This window comes from Psychrobacter sp. 1176_08, from assembly GCF_052850615.1.
On the sequence record NZ_VXCU01000007.1, the window covers coordinates 73,188 to 98,627 of the forward strand.

Below are 25,440 nucleotides of genomic sequence, written 5' to 3' on the forward strand. Positions count from 1 at the left end.
CATCTCAGTTTTACCTGCTTTAGCACCCTATCACAATAATACCAGCTCTGCACTGATTGGCAGATGGTCTGACAATGTCGACCACGGTTTGCCAGTATGTACCCACGCATCTTTGACGCCCAGATTACGGGTGTAGATTCGATCCAAGCTGAGCACGGGTAGTTTGGCTGGGAAGGTCGCTGACAGTTTGCCATGACAATGTTTAAAAGCCTCAGTCATTCCTAAGCTGGTAGCAAGCTTATCACAAGACATTTTTTTCCAGTCATTGAAGTCGCCTGCCAAGATCAGCGGTTGGTCATGGGCGATCTCATTGCGCACATAATCGCTAATCGCCTGATACTGTTTGATACGATCTCGCTCAAGCAGATTTAAATGAGCACACAGTACCACTACAGGCGTCTCCCACCCAACTGGTTGTACTTCGCAATGAAGTACACCGCGTTGTTCAAGCTTGTTGACCGTGATATTGACGTTGTGTTTTGGGTCTAAAGGGAAGCGGCTAAGCACCGCGTTACCATGATGACCATTGTCATATTCAGAATTTTTACCATAACTATTTTGCAGCTGCAAATACTCACCAAACCATTCGTGCTGCGATTGGTCGGGGTATTCGTTATATTGCATATTACGCTTTAGGTTTTGGCCTTGCACTTCTTGTAGGCACAGCACGTCAGAGCCGATGATCTCAAGCGCTTTGGCAATGCCTTGTAATTTTACTTGGCGATTTAGCGGTGACATGCCTTTGTGAATATTGTAGCTGGTCAAAACAAAAGAGGGAGTAGTCATAAATTCAGTCGTCATAAAAGGTCGATAAGCAGATGAATACGCTATTGAGTATAACAGCAGTCTGATTCATCAACAGTAGTTAATCAGAGATAACGCGTTGTAGTATTGCTAAGCGAGCCTGACCTATAACGCATATTTATTATGACTCACTTTTTATAAACCATCGCGGCGATACACAACCGTTGCCTTGTGTGATTTATAACAATGGTGCAATCCCTATGCCAGCCAAAAACTCCTATCGTCATGCCATTTGACTACAGTACAGATACTTATTTAAGGCAATACCAATAAATTGCCGAGCGCACTATCGTAGTATATCGTGCACCACAGTGATAAATAGCGCCATATTCTGCACCACCTCGTCAACGGATAAAACCCAAATATATGTGGCAAAATAAGAATTAACCACAAAAAAGCACTGACCTTATATGCATCAGTGCTGCTGACACATATAATAAATGACACCGTTTTTGGGACAAAATAGATATGAGACCGTCCATAAAAAAGCATTGGCTTATGTTAAACCAATGCTTTTGAAAGATAGCAAAGTTGTATTACTGACTTATGCATTTGCCAGTAACATCAATCGATGTGTTTTACCAAACTAGTAACGGGTCACCAAAGCAATCGGTTGATCTTCGCTCATAATATCTTGTGGCATAAACACGGCTTTACCACCATTATGAATCACATGCTCAATCACTTCACCAATGGCATCATCGGTAACGCCTTCAGCAGCAGGATCATTTGTCACACTCAACGTCTGCGCTTTCTCGTCAATTTTAGCTGATTGTATATAACCACGACGCACATAAAGGGTCTCGCCTGCGCCTTGGAAAGCACTGCGATACACTTCTTGCAAGTCTGTTTGCAGCATATTGGCGCCACGTGCTTTATCAATTTCACCTAAGGCCGCTTGATGCAGCGAAGCACGATATTCTTCTACCGCTTCTTGTACACTATCGACAATATGCTGAGCGCTACCGTCATCTAGGTGAGTCGCGTTCGAGACTGTGGCGATAATATTGTCCGGACGATCACAGACCTCTTTATAGTAAGCAATATTTTTTGCATCACCAACAACGACCAATGGCATCTTATGCTCGCCCCACAGCTCTTGTACACTTTTATCCACTTGGTTAAAGAACTCTTTTAAATAACTGCTTTCATTGTTTGCTGAGCGATCCGAACCAGCGTCACCTGTAGTATATAGGCCATTATTTTCAACAGGGAATGGGATATTTTCCATATTGTTTTGCGCATTATCATCTTTATCGAATTCTTTAACGACGCGATCATTAGACGCTTCGATCAGACGTGCATGGTCACGCGTTAGCACGACCGTGTAATAATGAACCGCACTTGCCATATCGCGTACCAAGTCGCGAGTGGCAAAGCGGTTGGAGATAACCACGCGCTCTTGGGTATCAATTGGCATACGGATGATTTGTACATCATCTGTGCTGGCAAATATCGCTAAGGTATCGAGATTGTAGTTGTGGTTGAGCTCATCCGTCTTAGCATGGATATTTTCTAAAATAGTGGTAGCCGTGCGCTTGTCATACTCGTTGGTCAAGCGATCTTCGACTACTTTTAATTGATTTTTTAAGGCAATCGGGTCTTGATCATTGGCAGGATGCGCGCGATGCGTTTTCACAAAGATACTGACCGCAGGATTGGCTTTGGTCTGACGTAAGCTTTTAAGGGTGGCTTTCATGTATGACTCCTTGTTTTATTATCATTTATGTTCGACGGTTATTTTCATTTATTAAGCATTTTTTACTTATTATATAACCCTAATACGATCACTTTTCTTAGTATTAATATTAGGATTTAGACTTTTGAACGCTTCTGGTTTGTTTTAATAGTTATTTTTTATTCCATTACCCTGATGCTAACAGTTGGATATCAACCACTATAGGATGAATTTGCAAGCAAATGATGATGCTTTGTAAGTAGAACAATCAGTATTGTTAAAATTACCTTCTATCTATTTTGAATGGTTTTCTTTTGCCCGTTTTTAAAGTCAATCAACTATATAGGTAGATAGGTTATAGGTGGCTAGGTTGCATTTTTGGTAAATGAACCCATCTTTTGTATAACCTATATAAAAAATTAAAAAGATTCTATACCGTCCATGATGACGGCAGCATACGACTATTAATAACATCCATTTGATCCTTTTATACTTCACTCATTGATATCGGATACCTTTATGAACGCTACTTTTACAGACTTGCATCTCATTGATTTTGCCAATGTCGCACCAAATACATTACACGACGAAGTCATTAGCGCTATTGATAAGGCCAATACCTTTTTGGACGATATGACAGCGGCGTCAGAGACTAACCATGATGCCGATATCAGCGCCGAACAAGCATTGATGGATGTCATGGCATTTGACCATCTTAATTTGGCACTGGATCGCAGTTGGGGTGTTTTGTCGCACCTAAATAGCGTGACAAGTACTGATGACATTCGTCATGTCCATCATGAGCTACTGCCCACCCTCTCCGCCTACGGTACGCGCGTGGGACAGCATCAGCCTTTATTCAGTCGCTATCAAACGATCGTGAACGATACGGCGTTTTTTGCGACACTTGAACCTGCCCGTGCGCGTGCTATTGAGCTTGCGCTACAGAGCTTCGAGCTATCGGGGGTCGCTTTGCCAACAGACAAACAAGAGCAGTTCGCCGCTATTCAAAGCAAACTCTCAACGCTATCAGCGACTTTTTCTGATCATGTTTTGGATGCAACTCAAGCGTATGCTTTGGTGCTCAATGATGAGCAATTGGCAGGATTGACAGAAAGCGGTCTGGCGCTACTGGCTGATGCAGGCGAGCAGCACAAAGCAAAGCTGCTTGCCAGCGGTACATTGACGCAAGAAGCAGTGGCGGCTTTACCAACACCTTATTATGTTGCCAGTCTAAACATCCCTGTTTATCTGGCAGTGATGACTCATGCAGATGACCGTGGTCTATGTGAAAAGCTATATCGAGCCTATGTCACCCGCGCCTCTGAGTTTGACGAGCATACCAATGCAAAAGGTGACTCCCTCAATAATGCAGCTATCATGAGTGAAATTTTGCAATTGCGAGAACAAAAAGCCAAACTACTGGGTTTTGAGCATTATGCAGACGTGTCGCTATCGACCAAAATGGCTGATAGTGTGGCAGAAGTTGAAACGTTTTTAAGAGATTTGGCAGCACAAGCAACGCCAGCCGCCAAACAAGATTTGGCTCAATTGCAACAGTATGCCTATGACTATGGCATTGACGAGCTGCAACCTTGGGACAGCGCGTACATTGCCGAAAAAGTAAAACAAACCGAGTTTAGCTTATCGCAAGAAGAAATCCGTCCGTACTTCCCATTACCAAAAGTTATTAGTGGCCTGTTTGCCATTGTGGAACGTTTATACGGCATCACAGTCAAAGAACAACCTATTGAAAGTATAGAAAATACGACTGAACAATCAGTCTCTCGCTGGCATGGTGACGTACGTTTTTATCAATTATTCGATGCAGATAGTCAGCTGATCGGTGGCTTTTATTTTGATCTGTTTGCTCGTAGTGGCAAACGTGGCGGCGCATGGATGAATGGTTTCCAAGCGCGCTATCGCTACGAAGAACAAGGGCATCAACAGCTGGCTGTTTGCTTTATGGTTGGTAACTTTACGCCTGCACTGGATGGCAAGCCAAGCTTATTGACGCATGATGAAGTACTGACCTTATTCCATGAATTCGGTCATGGTTTGCATCATTTACTGACGCAAGTGACTGTAGGCGATGTCGCTGGGGTCAATGGCGTGGAATGGGACGCAGTCGAGCTACCCAGCCAGTTTATGGAAAACTGGGCATGGGATGCTGAAGGCATTGCGCTGATTAGTAGTCATGTCGAGACAGGCGACGCCTTACCTAAGGATAAGCTAGACGCGTTACTGGCGGTCAAGAATTTTCAAAGCGGACTACAAACATTGCGTCAAATCGAATTTGCGCTGTTTGATTTATTGATTCATGCACACACGCCAGCACTCGATTATGAGGGTATTCTCGCCACTTTGAACGCTGTTCGAAACGATATCGCTATTATGCAAACACCTGACTATAATCGTTTTGCCAATGGTTTTAGTCATATTTTTGCTGGAGGCTACGCCGCAGGTTATTATTCTTATAAATGGGCTGAGCTGCTCTCGGCAGATGCGTTCAGTAAGTTTGAAGAAGACGGTATTTTTAATCCAAACACTGGCAAAGCGTTCCGCGATACGATTTTGTCAGTTGGTGGCAGTTTTCCAGCCAAGACCAATTTTGAGAACTTCCGTGGTCGTAGTGCCAGTATCGACGCCTTGTTGCGTCATAGTGGGTTTGCCAACGCTACCGCTAATGCTGATAATACTCAAACGACGCGCGGGGTTATCTAAATGCGTTATCAGTCATCACGTCCAAAGCGTCAATTTTTGGCAGGGGTGCGCTGTCCCAAGTGCCAGACGATGGATGCTGTTGTACAAGTGAATATCGTCACGCCGACGCCTGATGAGTACATCGAATGCACCCAGTGTGGTCATACTGAGCATCGCCCTGACCCTGATGCCATTAGTGCCAAAAACAATCTTGAGGATCAGCTTGCTCGCGATGCAATGGTTACGGGAACCAGTGGTACAGTCAAGTTTAAACCTTGACTTGTTTCTGTCACCACTAAAGCTTTTTAAAAATATTGAGAGTACTGATATTTAATAGTGTTTTAAGCCTATCTAGCAATAGATAGGCTTTTTATTTTGAGTTTGTTATATTATACCTACCTATATTTCTAACCTAAATTTGACCATCGTATGAACCGTAAAAAAACCTCTTCTAAGTTCCCTCAAAAATGGTGGCTACTCGTTGTATTGGTAGCACTATTGATTGGTTATTTGGTTTGGAGAAGTGTTTCATCGGATACTGCGCCTGTTGACGCGACTGCGCCCTCAACAGTAGAACAAACTGATGCTAAACCAATCGCTTCTAGCTCAGTAACTGGGCAAATAAAGGATCCAGAGCTAAATGAACTTACGCCGTTAAATAATGAAATAGTAAGTGAGGACTCAGACCTTGATAACAATTCAATCAATCAACCCATTGATCCCAAACTTATATTAGATGCACCCCTACCAAAAACAAACAGTCTCGCCAAAGAAGAGATTGATCGCTTAGAAGATGAGCGTCAACGCATGGCTGAGCAGGAAAAGCTGGCAGCTGAGCAATTGGCCATGAACAAAAAACTGACTGAAATGAAAGCAGAACAAATCGCGTTACTAGAACAACAAATTGTTGAGCTTGAAGCGAATGAGACAGCTGTAGAATAGAATCACTGTATTTATCAAGGGGCTAAAGGTAAAAAATGGCGAACATACAATTAACGCATGCCCCTATTTTAAATAGCAGTGCACAGCTACTTATCTTGCCAGTGAATACAGCAGGCATTCTTTTAGATCCTGTGCTGGCACGAACCAAAACCTTATTTTCTGATAATTATCAGTCTTACTACCAAGCGTGTCGTGATGGTAATCTAAATGTTGGTAGCTGCTTGTTGATTAAGCGCGCACTTGAGCAAACAGGTCTAGGTGCCAGCAGTAGTGGTAATCAGCCCAGTTATATTGCCAACCTCGTCGTATCTGATCACCCTTATCATCCAGCACGCACAAGTTGGCTTGATGCGGCTTTACTGGATTTACAACAGCAGCTTTTACCGCTGATTCGTTACCAAGGCATCCGTAGAGTAGCTCTACTTGCCCGCCCACTGGTGTATGATAACCCGCGAGACTATAAGACTGATTCGTCCGGCTCAGTTAATATACTGCCTTTAGATTGGCACCACGATACGTTGCCGTTATTGACTCAGCATCTACAACCCTTACCCAAACTTCGTATTGATATTCATCTTCCTAAAAGCATTATTATATAAATCCATCACAGCCTTTGACTATAGTCGACCCGTCTTAAAAAGAGTACGGTTCTACTGGGGTCAATTTTACGAAGTATCTGTCACGCTTGCGAACAGCCAGTGAGTCGAATTTATACCAGTAGAACATGATGACCGTATTTACCACTTTTACTTTGGATTGACCATACCTCTAACACATAAAAAAAACCGCCTTGAGGACTCATAAAAAGTCTTTCAAAGCGGTTTTTAAATATCTAGACCAAACTAATGGTTAAAAATTAGTTTTGCTCGATACCTTTCATCGTTAACTTGATACGACCACGATTATCAACGTCTTGTACAAAGACTTTAACAACCTGACCTTCTTTTAGGTAGTCTGATACATTCTCTACGCGCTCTTCTGCGATTTGTGAGATATGAACCAAACCATCTGTATTTGGTAGAACATTCACAAAAGCACCAAAGTCGACGATACGAGCAACCGTACCTTCATACGTTTTGCCAACTTCAACTTCTGCCGTCAATGCTTCGATTCTACCGATAGCAGCTTTGGTTGCTGCTTTGTTTTCACCAAAGATACGAATCGTGCCACCATCATCGATGTCGATAACCGCACCGGTCTCTTCAGTTAGCTGACGAATCATTGCGCCGCCCTTACCGATGACGTCACGAATCTTATCTGGGTTGATTTCGATAACAGCATAGTTAGGCGCATGAGCATTGATTTCAGTACGGCTTTCTGGCAATACTTTGTTCATGGCGTCCAAGATATGAATACGACCAGCATGGGCTTGTTTAAGCGCCTGTTCCATGATATCAGGCGTGATGCCTTCAATCTTGATATCCATCTGTAGCGCAGTGATACCATTTTTAGACCCTGCCACTTTAAAATCCATATCGCCAAGATGATCTTCATCACCTAAGATATCTGATAAGACAGCAAAACGTTCGCCTTCTTTAACCAGACCCATTGCGATACCAGCAACAGGGGCTTTTAATGGTACACCCGCATCCATCAATGCCAAACTTGCGCCACAAACAGAAGCCATAGAAGATGAACCGTTTGATTCAGTAATCTCTGACACCACACGAATAACATATGGGAAGCGTTCGCTATCTGGTAGCATCGCTTCTACACCGCGGCGCGCTAGACGACCATGACCGATTTCACGACGTTTTGGAATACCTTCACGGCCTGTCTCACCAACAGAGAAATGTGGGAAGTTATAATGCAACATGAAATGATCACGAATCGTACCACCTAGTGAATCAATCATGTTAACGTCACGGCTGTTACCAAGCGTGGTCGTAACCAATGCTTGCGTCTCACCGCGAGTAAATAGTGCTGAACCATGCGTATAAGGGAGTACACCAACTTGTACATCAAGCGCACGAACGGTTTCAAGATCACGGCCATCGATACGTGGCTTACCTGACAAGATATTGTCACGAACCGTACGATATTTAAGGTCGTTATAGATTTCTTTTAGCTCAGATACGGTCTCAGCATAGTTTTCTGATTCAGCATCACCAGCAAGCGCATCAATAACTGACTGCTTAATGTCGTCAAGTTTGGTATAGCGCTCTTGTTTATCAGTAATGGTGTAAGCGTCAGCCACTTGCTCGCCAAACTGCTCTTTCATGCTGGTTTCTAAGGCCTTATCACGCTCAGGCGCAGAATACTGCTGCTTAGCCGTACCCACTTCTTCTGCTATTGAGGCAATATTGTCAATGACGATTTGCTGCTGCTCATGACCGTACAATACAGCGCCTAACATTTGATCTTCAGACAGCTCTGCCGCTTCAGATTCAACCATCAATACCGCAGATTTGGTACCAGCGACAACCAAGTCAAGATCACTTTCTTTAAGCTGTTCAAGGGTTGGGTTAAGAACGTATTCACCATTGATGAAACCAACACGCGCAGCAGCAACAGGGCCGTTGAATGGCGCATCAGAGATAGCCAATGCCGCTGAAGCACCAATCAATGCAGCGATATCTGCAGACTGAGTCTTATCTGATGATACAACGGTAGCTGTAATCTGGATTTCGTTTACATAACCTTCTGGAAATAGTGGACGAATCGGACGATCAATCAAGCGTGAGGTTAGCGTTTCAAATTCGCTAGCACGGCCTTCACGTTTGCCATAAGCACCTGGGATTTTACCTGCCGCATACATTTTTTCTTGATAGTTTACGGTAAGTGGAAAGAAGTTTTGTCCTTCTTTGGCTTCTGATTTTACAACCGCTGCGACTAGTACCGTCACACCGCCCATGTGTACCAAAATAGAATTGGCCTGACGTGCAACTCGACCAGTTTCGATAACAACCTGCTGGTTGCCATACTGGAATTCACGCTTAATGGTATTAAACATTGTCATATAATATTCCTAATGTTGACTGACAAAAATAATATCAGCATATTAACAAGCTGATATCTGTCATTAAAATGCGTTGTATATAACCGCTAATCGATATGCTTTTCATGAAAAGCCATATAAACTAGGATTCATACTGTGATTTAATTATCTGTATATCTACGATAGTCATTGCACTATCATATGTGTCTCATCATTTGATATCGATATTATTATAAATACTGTCAAATGGTAAAAATGAAACCCACAAGATATTTTTTAGTTTCGATAAGCCCTTGCAAGGATCATTTTCACTTTATCGTTTATTACTTTCTTTAATTGACCATCAACTATCACTACTTGCTGTATGAACAATGGTCATGGGTAAAACTCACAATACATTATTTTACAGTGATTTATAGGCATTGACCAATGAATTGCAAAACTGAGCATCTACTCATTTTTGATAGCTCTGATTACTGTAATCTTAGTCTGCTCATGCTACGGTGAATCTGGGTTTTTTACTATCTTCGCAAACTGATATCAGACCGTTATAGTAGCGTAAATAGTCTATACATCAAAACCCATTCCAATACGCATAAAAAAACGGCGTGAAACTATTCCACACCGTTTTTAGAAAAATCCATTGTATCAATATCAGCAAGTAAGTTCTAAGCGGTTTAGCAAAAATCTTAAAAAGATACCATATGATGGCGCTTTTTATTTCAGCAACCACTTGCACTTTTGTCGCTAAATTAACGACGTAGACCTAACTGGCTAATAAGGGTGGTATAGCGACCAAGATCTTTACCTTTTAGGTAATCAAGCAGTTTACGACGGGTGTTAACCATACGGATAAGACCGCGACGGCTGTGATGGTCAGCTTTGTGTGCTTTGAAATGGTTCTGCAAATCGTTGATACGAGCACTCAATAGAGCTACTTGAACTTCTGGTGAACCAGTGTCGTTTTCGCCGCGCTGGTATTGTGCAATGATTTGTTCACGATCGGTATTAGTTAGCATAAATATCTCCGGCAATGCTAAAAGTTCTCAGACAGACTCAAATTGAGTCTTCATAAAAACAGTAAAATAATAAATAAAGTAACTCATACGCCATTCAGGACAACCCTGCATTACTAGAGTTGACCTAGTGTACGATAAGCTCAATTATTGTAACCATCATTTAAAATAGAAGTAAATCAACGCGAAATAGTACAGAACTCAGCTCACTATCTAAAGCAGCAAGATTAAGAACAACGCGCTATCTAAAACTCAATTCAAATGTGCGGGCAATTATAACAAAAAACTGCTGAACTAGCAGCAGTTTTTCATAATAGTTTTATTAACACAATAAGCATGAAATCACTTGTCTTAAGTCAGTATACTTATTTTTTAGCCTCATCATTGGTCGCGTTATCGCCCAGCTCATTGTCTGCAAGAGGCGCAGTAGTCGCTTCTGCTAGACTATCAGGCGTAGTTTCTTCACTAGGGTTGATATCTGCTGCAAGTTCTTGAATCTCTTGCTCTTGTTCATCTAGTTCGTTGGATGCGTTATTCATTTTGGCTCCTAAATTATTATTAGTAAAGTATCCCTTTTACATGTTTAGCTACGATTTGTATAAACGTAATTTATTCAGTTATTGCTTTTCAAATATTAGGCATTAAAAAAAGCAAAAGCTTTCTTTCCCTTATGACTATCGATCACTATCAACTCAGTAATCATTGCCCCATAACTGTTGAAGTTATAGGGCAATTGATCAATTACTTGTCTTCTTTTGCACTGTTTAAATTATCAGCAATACGATCTGCTGCACCTTCAGAGTCTTCTGTGTGATTATTTTCAGTTTGGCTCTTAAGAGCAGCAGTTGCAGATTCAGAACGTTCTTGTTCAAGAGCGGTATCATTTGGATTAGGGTTTGACATGAGGATATCCTTAGTTTTAGTTATGATTGGTTTCTTACGTTATGTCATGCATTATAAAATATCGAATTAAGAAAGCGCTTTGTCAATTGCTTCGACAAAATTATCGATATCATCTGGATTACGTGAGGTAATGAGGTTGCCATCTACCTGTACTGTTTTGTCTACAAAATTGGCACCCGCATTTTCCAAATCTGTTTGAAGTGATTGGTAAGCGGTAAGCGTCTTACCTTTAGCAATGCCTGTATTAATAAGTGCCCAAGGTGCATGGCAAATAGCAGCTAGTGTTTTACCAGCATCATTAATCGCATTGATAATTTTGTGAGCTTCTTCGTTACCACGAATGGTGTCAGCGTTTACCGTACCGCCTGGTAGAACCAAGGCATCATAATCATCTACATTTGCTTCGCTTGCAAAGATATCGGCAGTAAAGGTATCGCCTTTATCCACATCTTGGTTCATTGCTTGAACTTCTTTTTCTTTATTAGTAGTAATGAGAACTGTCTTATAACCTTTGTCTTTTAACTGGTTATTGACATCTTCATACTCTGCTTGTTCAAAGTTGCTATGGAGTAAAAAGGCAATCGTTTTCATAATATCTCTTCTTTTTCTATTAGTGAATGGTTAGTCAACAAGTTGTCTGTCTGGCTATTTTATTATTTCTAGTTATTATATATAGGAAGCTTTACTTCTTCTTTTTATAAAAAAACGTCCTGTCTGTAGGTATCCATACTTTTTATTTTATATTTTCTTTTTTTCTACTTTGGTCATCTTCATAGTCGACAATCGTTTTAGTTATTTTTCATTGCTTAGTGACGTCTGATGATTCTTATTAGTCCATTCATTATCGTTACAGTTTTTCATTATTATTTTTTTGTCCGCTCTCCCTAGCTGGTGTAACTAATGTACAAAAAAAACAGGTTTCGCTATAGGCGAAACCTGCAATGAAATGTGACGATATGTGATTAGTGTAAACTGTTAGTAAATCGGTTTAATCTCAAGGTGCTGTCAAAAGCTACCATCAACGTTGAATCAGCTTTTTGGGTTGTAACCGACCATTTAGACTGATCGCTCCCAACCCAAGAAACTCGCCTTCTTCATTGACCAAACGGACATCGATGGGTATTTCGTGCTCAATCTGCTGCTCTTTATGAGCCTCATCTTTATCTCTCAAAAGCTGCTTATTGACTTTCTCTGATATGTATCCTTTAAGATCGTCTGTAAGCTGTTCAAACACGTTTAATCGTTGACCCATATGTATACGCGTACATTGCTCAGATGTTAGTAGCAAAGTGGCGTCGATATCGATGCAAGCATCAACTGGCATCAATCGCTCTTCTCGATTAGCCAGTGTCATGGCTTCTAACGCTGATAACGTAATCGCATCATCAATAGTAAATTTCCCAACCTGCGTACGTCGAAGCGTCGTCAGATGACCTAACGTCCCCATTGCTTTGGCAATATCCTCGCCCAATACACGTACATAAGTACCTTTGGTACAGGTTACCGTCAGTTGAATCTGCTCATTATCAATCTTTTTTATCTCAATGGCTTTGATAATGATGTCTCTTGGCGGTCGCTCTACCTCAATGCCCGCGCGAGCATACTCGTATAGCTTTTTGCCATCTTTTTTCAAAGCAGAATACATCGGTGGTATCTGCTGCTGAGCGCCCAAAAACTGCTGAGCAACTTTATTCAATGACACATCATCAAATGTTGGTACAGGTGATTGTTCAATGATTTGACCATCGGCGTCGCCAGTATCGGTCTGACGACCAAGTAAGATGGTGGCTTGATAAGACTTGTCAGCATCCAATTGATAATGACTAAACTTAGTCGCCTCGCCCATACAAATAGGCAATAGACCAGTTGCCATTGGATCAAGCGTGCCCGTATGTCCCGCTTTTTTACTGTCATGGCTTGGCGACTGAAACAGATACTTCACCTTTGACACGACTTGCTGAGAAGTCATCCCTTGAGGTTTATCTACTAAGACAACTCCAGAGACTCTTATTTTATCGGCTTGCTTGATCGGTATGGACATAATGGTTATTTACTCGTCATTTTCATTTTGTTCTGTCTTAGTGACGGCTTTGTTGATTAGATCCATCATGTAATTGCCACGAGCAGTGACTTCATCATAATGAAAACGTAAGCGCGGTGTGGTGCGTGTTTTTAGGCTATGGCTTAGCTCAGTACGCAAAAATCCTGCGGCTTTATTTAATACCTTGATGCTCTCTTCATGATTGGTCTTCGTCATGGCATCATTAAGCTCAGGCTCCATGATGGTGACGTAGATATCAGCGTAGCCTAAATCTGGGCTAACTTTAACGCTAGAAATAGTGACAAAACCCGTTAGACGAGGGTCATTGACTTCGTCACGGATAAGTACAGCAAGCTCACGCTGAATTTGATCGGCTAAGCGTTGTAAACGTTGGTTCATGTTTTTACCTTGTCTCTAATATGGCTCATTTTATTTGTGAATACATTTACTGATTGATAGTGTGATGCTGATTAATAATTTGATAATAACTATATTGCTAAAAAAGGCCTAGCAGGGTGTACCTGTTAGGCCTAAGTACAGCTAGAGGTTAAGAGGATATCTACCTACTTAGCCGATATGGCGTATCGTATGGCTAGATATCATACTATCAAGTCGTCGCTTTAAATCGTACGAGCGAACTCTTGGATTTCAAATACTTCGATCTTATCACCCGCTTCGACGTCATAGCCACGAACAGCCAGACCACATTCCATACCTGTACGTACTTCATTAACGTCTTCTTTATAGCGACGTAATGATTGCAATTGACCCGTAAAGATAACTTGGTCATCACGCAATACACGGATTGGTTTGTTGCGATAGATTGTACCTTCAACCACCATACAACCAGCAGCCGCACCAAACTTACTAGAACGGAAGACTTCACGAACGTCTGCAACGCCAAGAATCTTCTCACGATGTTCAGGAGCAAGCATACCACTCATTGCGGCTTTGACATCATCAATCAAGCCATAGATAACACTATAGTAGCGAATATCCATGTTAGCCGAATCTGCTTTACGCCGTGCAGTTGCGTCTGCGCGAACGTTGAAGCCCAATAGCACAGCTTCACTAGACTCTGCCAATGTAACATCAGACTCAGAAATAGGACCAACCCCTGAACTGATGACTCTGACCTTGACCTCATCAGTTGACAGCTCGTTCAATGCTGACAGTAATGCTTCGAGTGAGCCACGTACATCTGTTTTCAATACGATATTTAAGAAAGACACATCGCCTTGACCCATCTGGTCAAACATACTTTCTAAACGCATCGCATTCTGACGTTCAAGTTGACGCTCACGCTCACGATTGGTTCTAAAGTCAGCCACTTCACGTGCTTTTTTCTCATCTGTCACTACTAGGAATTCGCTACCAGCAGCTGGCGTTTCAGGCAAACCTAAGATCTCAACAGGAATAGAAGGACCCGCAGATTTGATACGTTGACCATTCTCATCCGTCATTGCACGGACTTTACCATAATGCTCACCCGCTAGCACCAAATCGCCTTGCTTCAGTGTACCTTTCTTAACAAGGACACTAACCACTGGACCACGACCTTTCTCAAGTCTTGACTCAATAACAACACCTTGAGCAGCACCATCTAGTGGGGCTTCTAGCTCCATAAGCTCAGCTTGCAAGCTAATGAATTCTAGCAACTCATCAATACCTTCACCAGTTTTGGCAGAGATACGAGCCATTGGTGTGTCACCGCCCCATTCTTCTGAAACCACTTCTTTTGTGGTCAACTCATTAAGAACACGGTCAGGATCGGCACTTGGCTTATCCATTTTGTTAATAGCGACAATGATTGGTGTACCAGCAGCACGTGCATGATCAATGGCTTCTGCGGTTTGCGGCATCATGCCATCGTCAGCTGCAACAACCAATACAACGATATCAGTCGCTTGAGCACCACGTGAACGCATCGCACTAAAAGCTGCGTGACCTGGAGTATCAAGGAAAGTAATGACGCCACGATCAGTTTTTACATGGTAAGCACCAATATGCTGGGTAATACCACCTGCTTCGCCCGTTGCCACTTTCGTTTCGCGGATTTTGTCTAGCAATGATGTTTTACCATGATCAACGTGACCCATAATAGTCACGACTGGCGGACGTGTTTGTACATTACTGCTACGCTCATCAACTGCGTCTTGCAGATCGTCTTCCACCTTCGTATCACTGACAGGTACTGGATTGTGACCCATTTCTTCAACAAGCAAGCTTGCTGTGGCTTGGTCAATCATATCTGATTCACGAGCCATTTCACCCATTTTCATGAGCAATTTGGTGACTTCACGAGCTTTCACTGCCATACGTTGAGCAAGATCGGCAACGGTAATGTGCTCGCTAATCTCAACATCATAGACAATTTTTTCGACTGGTTTTTCAAACTTATGCTGTGATGCTTGTGTTGAACGTAAACCATTTTTGCGGTTTTTGATCTCGCGCTCGTCTTGATTCTTACGACGACCACGACCACGTGCACTAGTACTACTGGTGCCACGCTTGATTTCGCGGCGTTCTTTTTCAAACGATTCTTCTAAAGCATCGCCTACCAAACCTTCTGCTAATGGTTCGTCTTTACGAACTTCAGAAGCTGGTTGATCTGTATATTTGCCAGCCATTTTACGCATCTGCTCAAGCGTACGTTTTTGTGCTTCTTCGGCTTGAACGCGGCGTGTTTCAGTCTCGATTTCACGCAGACGAGCTTCTTCTTTCTCACGTGCTTCGCGCGCTTTACGCTCAGTCGCTGTTTCAACTTTTGGTTTTGTGGCAGCAACTTTTTTCTTCGGTTGCTCTTTTGGCTTAACTTCTACCGTAGCCTTACCGCCTTTTTTCACGACCACTGATGTCGAGATATCGTCATTCTTATCGTCTGACTTTTTGCTAGAACCCAAACTTGCACGCATTGCTGCTAAGGTTGCTGCTTGACGTTCTTCAGCTTTTTTCTTAGTAGCTGCACGTTCTTCGGCTTCTTTAGCGGCACGTTCTTGCGACTCAATCATCGCTTGCTCACGCGCAGCCAATTCTTCAGCCATTTTTTCTGGATCAGGCTTTTCGAAAACTTTCTTTTTACGCACTTCAACATTGACGCTCTTAGATTTTCCTGAAGAGCCGGTCACACGCGCAGTGCTAGTCGTCTTAGATTTCAGACTGATACGACGCTTTTCTTGCTGACCATGACTTTGCTTTAAATACGTCACCAACTTCTCTTGCTCAAGCTCAGTGACTAGGTCACTTTCTGCACGAGCAGGCAGTCCAGCATCTACCAATTGCTGTTTTACAGCGCTTGGCGTTTTGCCTACCATATCTGCCAGTTCTTTGACGGTCTTATCTGCCATTTATTATCACCTACTGTCTATTATTTGCTATATGTTCAATTCAGTTGTTGGCTACAAATGATTGGGGTAAGGCCAGTATTTATATTACATACCAGCGCTTTATTTCGATAGCATATCACTAAAAGACAGCGATATGCAGTTACCGCTTATTCATTGAACCAAGATTCCCGAGCCTTCATAATGAGTTTTCCTGCGGTTTCAGAATCTAAACCTTCGATATCTTCTAGATCGAAGACGGCTTGTTCTGCCAAGTCATCAACGGTAAGAATGTCTTTTTGTGCCATTTTATAGGCCAAGCTGACAGTCATACCTTCAAGATCTTGAAGTTCTTGACTTGGCTCTTTCATGTTTTGTTGTTTGACCAGCTCGTCAGCGATGACCACTTCTTTCGCACGCTCTTGAATCATCTCAATCGCTTCATCGTCTAGGCCTTCTATATCATAGAAAGTCTCAACAGGTACGTAAGCCACTTCTTCGATACTGGTAAAACCAATATCCACAAGCGCTTGTGCCAAGTCTTTATCGACCTCTAAACGTTCATAGAACAATTCGATAAAGGCTTTTGATTCATTTTCTTGACGCTGCTGATACTCTTCTTCTAGCATCATATTTAGCTTATAGCCTGTCAACTCAGAAGCCAAACGTACGTTCTGGCCTTGTGAGCCAATCGCACGCGCCAACTGATCATTGGTGCTAAAGATAATGTCAGCTGTTTGAGTGTCTTCATCCAGGATGATACTGCTAACGTCAGCTGGCTCTAAAGCGCTGATGATAAACTGGGCAGGATCATCTGACCAAACGACCACATCAATGCGCTCACCATCAAGCTCTTGCTGTACTGCTTGGATACGCGTACCACGCATACCAATACAGGCACCCACTGGATCAATACGATGATCGTTTGTTTTTACTGCGATCTTGGCACGTGTACCTGGCAAGCGCGCAACATGACGAATTTCGATAATTTGTTCTGCAATCTCAGGTACTTCTTTTTGCATCAATGCTGAAAGCATTTCTGGATGTGTACGAGAAAGCAATAGCTGTGCACCGCGGTTTTCGCGGTTTACATGGTACAAAATCGCATTGATACGAGATTTTGCACGTAGTTGTTCGCGTGGCAACATCTGATCACGTGACAAATAGCCTTCTGCATTGTCACCCAAATCAATGATATAACCATCGCGTGTCTGTTTTTTGACCTCGCCATACATCATTTCACCCACACGTGGTTCGAAAGCATCGGCTACTAATGCACGCTCAGCTTCACGAATTTTTTGGATGATGACCTGTTTGGCTTGAGTCGCAGCAATACGACCAAATTCAATGGATTCAATCTGCTCCTCTTTAACATCACCGATTGACCATTCATTTTCATCAAGGTCACTGATAGCTAACTGGCAGGCAGGCATTTCATGGTCTTCATCTGCAACCACTGTCCAGTAACGATACGTATCATAGTCACCTGTTGCACGGTCAATAGCAACGCGTACAGCCACTTCTGGCTGTTCGGTGTAGACTTTTTTCTTAGTCGATACCACCAAAGCGTCTTCTATGGCTTCGAAGATATCTTCAGGATTTAAGCCCTTTTCATTACTGACAGTTTCTACTACCGTTAAGATTTCACGACTCATGCTATACCTGTCCTATCATTTTTTAATTGACTTAAATTTTATAATTTGTGTATCAATAGTATGGTTTTACCGCAAGCTATTATTTAATTAAAGATATGTGTTTGGAGAATAATCTTCTTATTTCTCGTAACCTATATAGCCTATTGTATTCATTTAAGAATGTCCTTAAATGCAACCTCTCAATAGATTATGCATCTTCATAGATCAAATTGGCTTTATCTATGTTACTTAGGGCAATTTCGAACTGCTCACCATCATTTGATGTGAGTGTCAAAACGTTCGCATCGATACTATCTAAAGTACCTGTTGCTTTACGGCGTTTTTGATCGCCTTCACCAATAGCCTGAATCAGACGTAAGCTCACTTTTTGACCAACATACGCATGCATTTGTTCGTCTGAGAAAAACGCACGGTCAAACCCTGGCGATGATACTTCTAAAATATATTCACCAGCAATAGGATCATGAACCTCAAGAATACCGCTCACTTGGTGGTTTACCGCAGCACAATCTTCAATCGTGACATGCTTATCTTGAGCTTGCTCTTCGGGCAATGCCTCAATATAAATACGCAACAAAGAACGACGGCCTTGTGGCGCGAATTCTATACCCCATAGTGCCACATCACAAGCGGCTACTGCTGGAGCAATAATATTGGTCAGTTCTGCAACTTTGGTCGAAAGCTTCATAATCTCTTTGTATTTTCCTATTCACTCATCTATCGTACTTGATAAACCGTCTCAAAATTTTAATGTATTTCTTACTCGTCAGCACCATAGTTGATACTGTATTTTAAACCATAATCTTCGTATGCTATGCATTTATATAGGGACGAGCACAGAAAACATCAAGCTCAGTCAGACAATGCTTTTATGATTCATAAAGCAATACTATCGATAAAAGAGTAAGGAATAGCAGATAGTGTCGCTTAAGAAAAATCGCGTTAGTAGCGGTAAGTGACGAAGAGTATTTTACTCTATAGACCTAGAGCTTAGCACAAGTAGGATAGATACCGCGATAACACTGACCATCAGATACAAAAAAACCCACAAACATAATGGTGGGCTAATCGTTACTGACAAATTTAGTGTACAAAACATCAGTATAAAAAGTGGTAGCGGGGGCTGGATTTGAACCAACGACCTTCGGGTTATGAGCCCGACGAGCTACCAGACTGCTCCACCCCGCATCAATCTAGAACGCACATTATAGGGAGGTTTTATAGAAGTGTCAATGTTTATTTTAAAATAAATTTAAATGAACCAAATGACTATTTATAAAAACAACCTTACGCTGTGCTGCGTAATAAAAACTTGGTGCGATTGGGGGGACTTGAACCCCCACAGCTTGCGCCACCACCCCCTCAAGATGGCGTGTCTACCAATTCCACCACAATCGCATCTTTCTCATTACTCTGTCTTTTAGTCTCAAACCTATCCTGAATAACGCTTAAGGTAGGCGTTGATAGAAAAGGACCTGTAAAAACAGAAAAGCATTGTAAATCTAACGTAGCAAAATAGCAAGGGCTGCTTGTTTAAAATCCTTTTATTGCGGATTTTGTGTCAACGGGCGCGGTGTTTGTGGCGCTGAAACTGGTGCATCTAAACGAAACTGATCTTCCGCCTGTTTACGAGCATGGACAGCTAAGGTCATACTGGTGATGAAAAAGATGACGGTAAGCACGGCGGTTGCACGAGTCAAAAAGTTGGCCGTTCCCGCTGCACCAAATACGGTACCCGATGAGCCAGCACCAAAAGAAGCTCCAGCATCTGCCCCTTTACCATGCTGTATCAAAATCAAGCCGATCATGGCAATGGCCACGATGATGTGCAGGGCTAATATAAACGTAAACATGGTGTCCTCTTTTGCCGTGTGATGACGACTAATAACGGAAAATAAATCTTAACTTTAATAGGGATAGCGATCAATATATGTTGATGCCAAATCATTTTTATAAATAAGGCGCATTGTACACGATTGCAAGGGCACTGTTAAACCTACTTTTTTCAACTGAAAAAGATACTTTTTGGGCAAGTTAGCAATGCCTGCGCCAAGCTTTGTTCAGAGTATTATGTGTGGGTATAGCTAAAAGCATTAGCAATAGCTAAAAAACTCTCAGCTTTTAAAGAAGCACCACCAACCAATGCGCCATCAATCATAGCGTCAGCAGCGAAACTATCAGCGTTACTGGCATTTACGCTACCGCCATACAACACGGTCATGTTGTCTACTGTTTTGGCAAAACTGGCAATCGTTTGTTTTATATACTGATGCGTTTTGCTGACTTCTTCTACCGTTGGCACTTTTCCAGTACCAATTGCCCATACTGGCTCATAAGCGACAATTAAGCGCTCAGACAACGATGAGAGAAGTTCTGGCTGCTGGGTAAGTAAATCTTTGAGCACTGACAACTGCTCACTGATGACGTTTAAGGTTTGCTGATCATCATACTGAGTTTGAGTCTCACCAATACAGAAAACCACGCCTAGGTTTTTTGCAAAGGCATGAGTCAGCTTTTTGATTAAGGTATCGTGAGATTCTTTATGGTATTGACGGCGCTCAGAGTGACCCAGTATTGTCCAAGTTGCCCCAGCATCTGCCACTTGTTGCGCTGAACAATCGCCTGTGTATGCGCCTGTACTCGCACTATGTTGGCTAATATCTTGCGCAGCACATTGTATGGTAGTGCCTTTCAAACGCGCACTAACGGCCGCCAAATGAATACAGCTTGGTGCCACCATCAATTGGCAACGACTTGTCACTGGCGTCGTATCAGCTTGTGCATCGGTCACAGCCAGTAAGTCGTTCAACAGTGCATTCACGTCGTGGTTCGTTGCTGGATTTTGTTTCCAGTTGCCAATTACCCAAGCTTGCATACTCATCTACCTTGTCTCATGTATTCATGCCAATTCGGCTAATATGCGCGCCAGTATAACAAATAATTAACAAGTGCTATAGTATGCCATCGCCAGAAATGGAAAGACACTTGAAGTACCGATTCAACCAACCTGATACCCGTAAGGATTCTTTTCGTGCGACAGGTTATATAGTGTATATAAAGCCTTTAAACTGAAGCAAATCTTTAATAGTATAACATTCATAAATAACGCAATATTATCAAAAACTTAATTCATTGAAATGCTTATAGCGTGCACGACCAAAAATATAGACTATTAATAAAAGGTAAGGATAGCGAGATCTTTTGCGAAAGTAACGTTTTGCTGACTCATAAAATATACCTAAAGGCACTACAAATAGTCTGTGAATTTTGGATAAGTATGCTGAGTACTTGGTATCAAGGAGAAGTCGTAATGTCTGTCACAACGAGTAAATATGGCGGGTTGGCGCAGCAGCTAATCAGTGAAGGTGTCGTTAGCGAAGCGAATATGAAAACGGCGCAAACCGAATCTCAGCAGCAGCAAATAGGATTAGTGCCGTATCTGGTAGACAACAAACTGGCCGACGCGTCCCACCTTGCTCAGATGCTGTCACAGGCCTTTGGCGATCCTTTATTCGATTTAGATGCGCTCAATCTTGATGTCATTCCAAGAGATTTGGTGGACGAAAAAATCGTTCGTAAATTTAATGCCTTGCCACTCTTTAAGCGAGGACAGCGTTTATTTATTGCATTAAGTGACCCAACCCGTGTCGATGCGATTGATGCCATCGCCTTTAACTCTCGACTTTCTATTGAAACCATTGTCGTCGAAGAAGACAAGCTCAAAAGGCATATCGAAAAAATTTATGCTGATACCATGCAAAGCTTCGATAGCTTCTCTGACAGTGACTTAAATGTTGACTTTGAAGAAGATAAAGAAGAAGGTGAAGTCAAACTTACAGACAGCGTGGATGAGGCCCCTGTGGTAAAGTTTGTTAATAAAATGCTGGTGGATGCCATTCGTATGGGCGCCTCTGATTTGCATTTTGAGCCTTATGAAAAAACGTATCGTGTTCGCTTTCGTGTCGATGGCGTGATGCAGAAAATGTCTAATCCGCCCGTACAGCTAGCAGGAAAAATCGCAGCACGCTTAAAGGTCATGTCACAAATGGACATCTCAGAGCGCCGTGTGCCACAAGATGGACGTATCAAACTTAAAATATCTAAAAGTAAAGCCATTGATTTTCGTGTGAACTCTTTACCAACGCTGTTCGGTGAAAAAATCGTTCTGCGTATTTTGGATCCTTCTTCAGCCATGCTAGGTATTGAAGCCTTAGGTTATGAGCCTGATCAAAAAGAGATGTTCTTAGAAGCGCTGCATAAGCCGCAAGGCATGCTATTGATTACTGGTCCTACGGGTTCCGGTAAAACTGTTTCACTATATACCGGTATCAATATCTTAAATACAGGCGCGACCAATATCTCAACTGCTGAAGATCCTGTCGAGATCAATTTAGAGGGTATCAATCAGGTTAACGTCAATCCCAAAGTGGGGTTAACCTTTGCTAACGCCCTTAAGTCCTTTTTGCGCCAAGATCCTGATATTGTGATGGTTGGGGAGATTCGTGACCTTGAAACGGCAGAGATTGCCATTAAAGCCGCTCAGACGGGTCACATGGTACTCTCAACCTTGCACACCAATTCCGCTCCTGAAACCTTGACCCGTCTGCGTAACATGGGTGTGGCTTCTTTTAATATCGCTACTTCCGTCAACTTGGTTATCGCTCAGCGCTTAGCACGACGTCTATGCAAAAGCTGTAAAAAGCCTATCAATATCCCTCGCCAAAGCCTACTTGAGCTTGGATTTAAGGATGTCGATTTAGACAATCCAGACAATGTTATTTATGAGCCGGTAGGTTGTAACGATTGCCGTGAAGGCTATAAAGGACGTGTCGGTATTTATGAAGTCATGAAAGTCACGCCTGATATTTCACGCATTATTATGGAAGATGGGAATGCGATAGATATCAAAGATGCGGCACTCAAAAATGGTTTCCGAGATCTGCGCCGCTCAGGTGTTTTAAAGGTTTTACAAGGGGTCACCAGTATCCAAGAAATGATGAGAGTAACCTCGGAATAAGGGTAAAGTTTCACACAATTTATGAGTAGCTTCTTTTATATTTTGGGTTTGTTGCTTATATAACAGCTATTAGCAAGCAACAATGACTTTAAGCGCTTAAAAATAAAACAGATAAGGTCTGGTTTTTTACGCTAAAATGAAGTACATAAAATTGAAAGTGTGAGCTAAGCATTATTTTACTTCTTGACACTTCATCAGACAATTTTTAAGGATAATAATATGGCAAAAGCTAAGACCGATATGCTGTTAGACTTTGTCTATGATGGAGTGAACCGGCGCGGACAAAAAGTAAAAGGCGAAACCACCAGTCGTAGTTTAGAGCTAGCAAAAGCCACATTACGTAAACAAGGCATTACCGTCAAAGGAATTAAGAAAAAACCCAAACCCCTATATACCTTTAAAAAGTCTATCAAAGCCATTGATATTGCTATTTTTGCAAGGCAGTTGGCAACCATGATGAAAGCAGGTGTACCACTGACCCAGTCTTTTGAAATTGTGGCTGACTCACTAGACAATCCGAGCATGAAAGAATTGGTATTACAGATAAAGGCGGATATTGAGGCAGGGGGCACCTTTGCTTCTGCCTTACGTAAACATCCGCGCTATTTTGACGACCTTTTTTGTTCGCTCGTTGAGTCTGGTGAGCAATCAGGTGCGCTTGAGACCATGCTGGAGCGGGTTGCTACTTATAAAGAAAAGAGCGAATTACTGAAGGCCAAGATTAAGAAGGCCATGAAGTACCCGATTGCGGTTATTATTGTAGCCATTATTGTTACCATGATTTTGCTCATCAAAGTAGTACCTGTGTTTTCAGATCTATTTGAATCTTTTGGTGCTGAGCTCCCTGCATTTACGCAGATGGTAGTAAGCATGTCTGAATGGATGCAGGCTCGGTGGTTTATCCTAATTATCCTTATTGGTGGTGCTATTATTGGTTTTTCAGAGGCTAAAAAACGCTCCAAAAAATTCCGTGATTTTTTAGATCGCGCCGCCTTAAAAGCGCCCATATTCGGCAACATCGCTTATCAAGCGGTTATTGCCCGTTTCGCTCGTACGCTATCGACGACTTTTGCGGCTGGTGTACCACTTATTGATGCATTAGATTCTACGGCAGGCGCAGCAAACAATGTCGTTTTTTATAATGCCATCCAGCAGATCAAAAATGATGTATCAACTGGGCAACAGCTACAGTTTTCAATACGCTCGACCAATCTGTTTCCAAGTATGGCCATTCAAATGGTCGGCATTGGAGAAGAGTCAGGCAGTCTAGAAGAGATGCTTGATAAAGTGGCTGTCTATTACGAGAACGAAGTCGACAATGCCGTGGATGGCTTAACCAGTCTGATGGAGCCACTCATTATGGCAGTGTTAGGGGTTTTAGTAGGAGGGTTGGTCATTGCAATGTACTTGCCAATCTTCCAAATGGGTTCAGTGGTAGGATAACGATTTGATGCAATTTATGCAGTTACTACAAGACAATATGACCCTAGCTTTACTCGTATTTGGTTTACTGGGTCTTTGTGTTGGCAGTTTTTTGAATGTGGTTATTCATCGTACCCCGCTAATAATGATCTATGACTGGCGACAAGAGTGCAGTCAGTTCATCTCTGATCAGGTCGATATGCCACGTGAACATACGCAACCTTTAACCAACATTGTCGCAAATGATCAACCCATTACCTTGAGTCGACCAGCCTCACGCTGCCCTCATTGTGCTCATAAAATTAAATGGTATGAAAACATCCCTTTAATCAGTTGGTTGGTGTTGCGCGGTCGTTGTTCAGACTGCAAAGCTTCGATTAATCTGCGCTATCCTTTGGTTGAGTTGGTTACTGCCCTACTATCGGTATTAGTAATTTACAAATTTGGGGTCAATGCTACTGGGTTGTCCGCATTAGTCTTGGTATGGACGCTTATTGCCTTAACAGGCATTGATTTTGATACCCAGCTATTGCCCGACCGTCTAACCTTTCCATTGGCAGGTTTGGGATTGGCCGTCAACTCACAAGGTTGGTTTGTCTCCCCTACTCAGTCCATCTGGGGCTTATTGCTTGGATTTTTGTCATTGTGGATAGTGGTTAAGATTTTTTATCTTATTACCAAAAAGCACGGCATGGGCCAAGGAGACTTTAAATTACTGGCCGTACTGGGTGCTTGGCTTGGGCCACTGATGTTACCGCTCATTATATTGTTGTCTTCCTTATTGGGATCTATCGTTGGATTGATCTTGATGAAAAAACAGGGTGAGAGCCGGCCGTTCGCTTTTGGGCCTTATATCGCTATTGCGGGAATCGTTGCATTATTATACGGTTCAGATATCGTCAGCTGGTATCTTGGCATGTATACTTAACAAACTCTTTTAGCCAATTGGCGGTAGTCATTTTTAATTATTATCAACCTTTAAAGGCCATTTGGCCTTG

General features: G+C 42.3%; 21 protein-coding genes and 2 tRNA genes. 7 read left to right on the plus strand and 16 right to left on the minus strand.

Annotated elements, in window-relative coordinates; translation table 11 throughout:
- Window positions 1-30: 30 nt before the first annotated feature.
- Together FW759_RS10195 and FW759_RS10200 are read right to left on the minus strand one after the other, a co-directional pair.
- On the minus strand, window positions 31-786 hold the full coding sequence (locus FW759_RS10195) for an endonuclease/exonuclease/phosphatase family protein (protein ID WP_062845779.1): 756 nt from the start codon (window positions 784-786) through the stop codon (window positions 31-33).
- A gap of 604 nt (window positions 787-1,390) precedes the next feature.
- A complete protein-coding gene (locus FW759_RS10200; RefSeq protein WP_443505359.1) occupies window positions 1,391-2,503 on the minus strand; it encodes an AOC03_06830 family ribosome hibernation factor in 1,113 nt (370 codons plus the stop codon).
- Window positions 2,504-3,001: 498 nt separating this feature from the next.
- On the opposite strand from FW759_RS10200, the gene FW759_RS10205 reads away from it, so the two are divergent.
- The 4 genes from FW759_RS10205 (at window position 3,002) to FW759_RS10220 (ending at window position 6,726) form a co-directional block, all read left to right on the plus strand.
- Window positions 3,002-5,206, plus strand: coding sequence for a M3 family metallopeptidase (locus FW759_RS10205; protein WP_446442926.1), 2,205 nt, complete (start codon window positions 3,002-3,004; stop codon window positions 5,204-5,206).
- Window positions 5,207-5,464 (plus strand): YheV family putative metal-binding protein, encoded by a 258-nt coding sequence (locus FW759_RS10210; protein WP_062843530.1) that lies wholly within the window; start codon window positions 5,207-5,209, stop codon window positions 5,462-5,464.
- A gap of 150 nt (window positions 5,465-5,614) precedes the next feature.
- Window positions 5,615-6,127, plus strand: coding sequence for a hypothetical protein (locus tag FW759_RS10215; protein ID WP_446442927.1), 513 nt, complete (start codon window positions 5,615-5,617; stop codon window positions 6,125-6,127).
- A 35-nt stretch (window positions 6,128-6,162) separates the two neighbouring features.
- Entirely contained in the window at window positions 6,163-6,726 is a 564-nt protein-coding gene (locus FW759_RS10220; RefSeq protein WP_446442928.1) for a hypothetical protein, read from the plus strand.
- A 257-nt stretch (window positions 6,727-6,983) separates the two neighbouring features.
- Here the strand turns inward: FW759_RS10220 and pnp are convergent, their stop codons facing one another.
- The 14 genes from pnp to tpiA form a co-directional block, all read right to left on the minus strand.
- Window positions 6,984-9,086: a polyribonucleotide nucleotidyltransferase gene (gene pnp / locus FW759_RS10225; RefSeq protein WP_446442929.1), complete on the minus strand. Its 2,103-nt coding sequence runs from the start codon at window positions 9,084-9,086 to the stop codon at window positions 6,984-6,986.
- Window positions 9,087-9,817: 731 nt separating this feature from the next.
- Window positions 9,818-10,084 carry a 30S ribosomal protein S15 gene (gene rpsO / locus FW759_RS10230; protein WP_045443035.1) on the minus strand — a complete coding sequence of 89 codons (267 nt, stop codon included), beginning with the start codon at window positions 10,082-10,084 and terminating at the stop codon, window positions 9,818-9,820.
- Window positions 10,085-10,446: 362 nt separating this feature from the next.
- Window positions 10,447-10,620 carry a hypothetical protein gene (locus FW759_RS10235; RefSeq protein WP_446442930.1) on the minus strand — a complete coding sequence of 58 codons (174 nt, stop codon included), beginning with the start codon at window positions 10,618-10,620 and terminating at the stop codon, window positions 10,447-10,449.
- A gap of 202 nt (window positions 10,621-10,822) precedes the next feature.
- Window positions 10,823-10,984, minus strand: coding sequence for a hypothetical protein (locus tag FW759_RS10240; protein ID WP_157769645.1), 162 nt, complete (start codon window positions 10,982-10,984; stop codon window positions 10,823-10,825).
- Between the two features lie 66 nt (window positions 10,985-11,050).
- Window positions 11,051-11,575, minus strand: a complete 525-nt coding sequence (locus FW759_RS10245) for a type 1 glutamine amidotransferase domain-containing protein (RefSeq protein WP_062843526.1) — start codon at window positions 11,573-11,575, stop codon at window positions 11,051-11,053.
- A gap of 427 nt (window positions 11,576-12,002) precedes the next feature.
- A complete protein-coding gene (gene truB / locus FW759_RS10250) occupies window positions 12,003-13,025 on the minus strand; it encodes a tRNA pseudouridine(55) synthase TruB (protein ID WP_446442931.1) in 1,023 nt (340 codons plus the stop codon).
- 9 nt (window positions 13,026-13,034) lie between these two features.
- The gene (locus tag FW759_RS10255; RefSeq protein ID WP_062843524.1) at window positions 13,035-13,424 is read right to left on the minus strand and encodes a ribosome-binding factor A; all 390 of its coding nucleotides are present in this window, start codon (window positions 13,422-13,424) and stop codon (window positions 13,035-13,037) included.
- Between the two features lie 221 nt (window positions 13,425-13,645).
- On the minus strand, window positions 13,646-16,372 hold the full coding sequence (gene infB, locus FW759_RS10260) for a translation initiation factor IF-2 (protein ID WP_062843523.1): 2,727 nt from the start codon (window positions 16,370-16,372) through the stop codon (window positions 13,646-13,648).
- A gap of 146 nt (window positions 16,373-16,518) precedes the next feature.
- Window positions 16,519-18,003, minus strand: a complete 1,485-nt coding sequence (nusA, locus tag FW759_RS10265) for a transcription termination factor NusA (RefSeq protein WP_062843522.1) — start codon at window positions 18,001-18,003, stop codon at window positions 16,519-16,521.
- A gap of 187 nt (window positions 18,004-18,190) precedes the next feature.
- The gene (rimP, locus tag FW759_RS10270; protein ID WP_062843521.1) at window positions 18,191-18,691 is read right to left on the minus strand and encodes a ribosome maturation factor RimP; all 501 of its coding nucleotides are present in this window, start codon (window positions 18,689-18,691) and stop codon (window positions 18,191-18,193) included.
- A gap of 423 nt (window positions 18,692-19,114) precedes the next feature.
- A tRNA-Met gene (locus FW759_RS10275) sits at window positions 19,115-19,191 on the minus strand.
- 125 nt (window positions 19,192-19,316) lie between these two features.
- Window positions 19,317-19,401: transfer RNA gene (locus FW759_RS10280), tRNA-Leu, on the minus strand.
- Between the two features lie 146 nt (window positions 19,402-19,547).
- Entirely contained in the window at window positions 19,548-19,856 is a 309-nt protein-coding gene (gene secG, locus FW759_RS10285; RefSeq protein ID WP_025652589.1) for a preprotein translocase subunit SecG, read from the minus strand.
- A 215-nt stretch (window positions 19,857-20,071) separates the two neighbouring features.
- Entirely contained in the window at window positions 20,072-20,878 is an 807-nt protein-coding gene (gene tpiA, locus FW759_RS10290; protein WP_446442932.1) for a triose-phosphate isomerase, read from the minus strand.
- A 435-nt stretch (window positions 20,879-21,313) separates the two neighbouring features.
- Here tpiA and pilB point away from each other — a divergent pair, with 435 nt between their 5' ends.
- The 3 genes from pilB to FW759_RS10305 all read left to right on the plus strand — a co-directional run bounded on the left by pilB (window position 21,314) and on the right by FW759_RS10305 (window position 25,370).
- Window positions 21,314-23,020 (plus strand): type IV-A pilus assembly ATPase PilB, encoded by a 1,707-nt coding sequence (gene pilB, locus FW759_RS10295; RefSeq protein ID WP_446442933.1) that lies wholly within the window; start codon window positions 21,314-21,316, stop codon window positions 23,018-23,020.
- 219 nt (window positions 23,021-23,239) lie between these two features.
- On the plus strand, window positions 23,240-24,463 hold the full coding sequence (locus tag FW759_RS10300; protein ID WP_446442934.1) for a type II secretion system F family protein: 1,224 nt from the start codon (window positions 23,240-23,242) through the stop codon (window positions 24,461-24,463).
- A 7-nt stretch (window positions 24,464-24,470) separates the two neighbouring features.
- On the plus strand, window positions 24,471-25,370 hold the full coding sequence (locus FW759_RS10305; RefSeq protein ID WP_446443020.1) for a prepilin peptidase: 900 nt from the start codon (window positions 24,471-24,473) through the stop codon (window positions 25,368-25,370).
- Window positions 25,371-25,440: the final 70 nt, after the last annotated feature.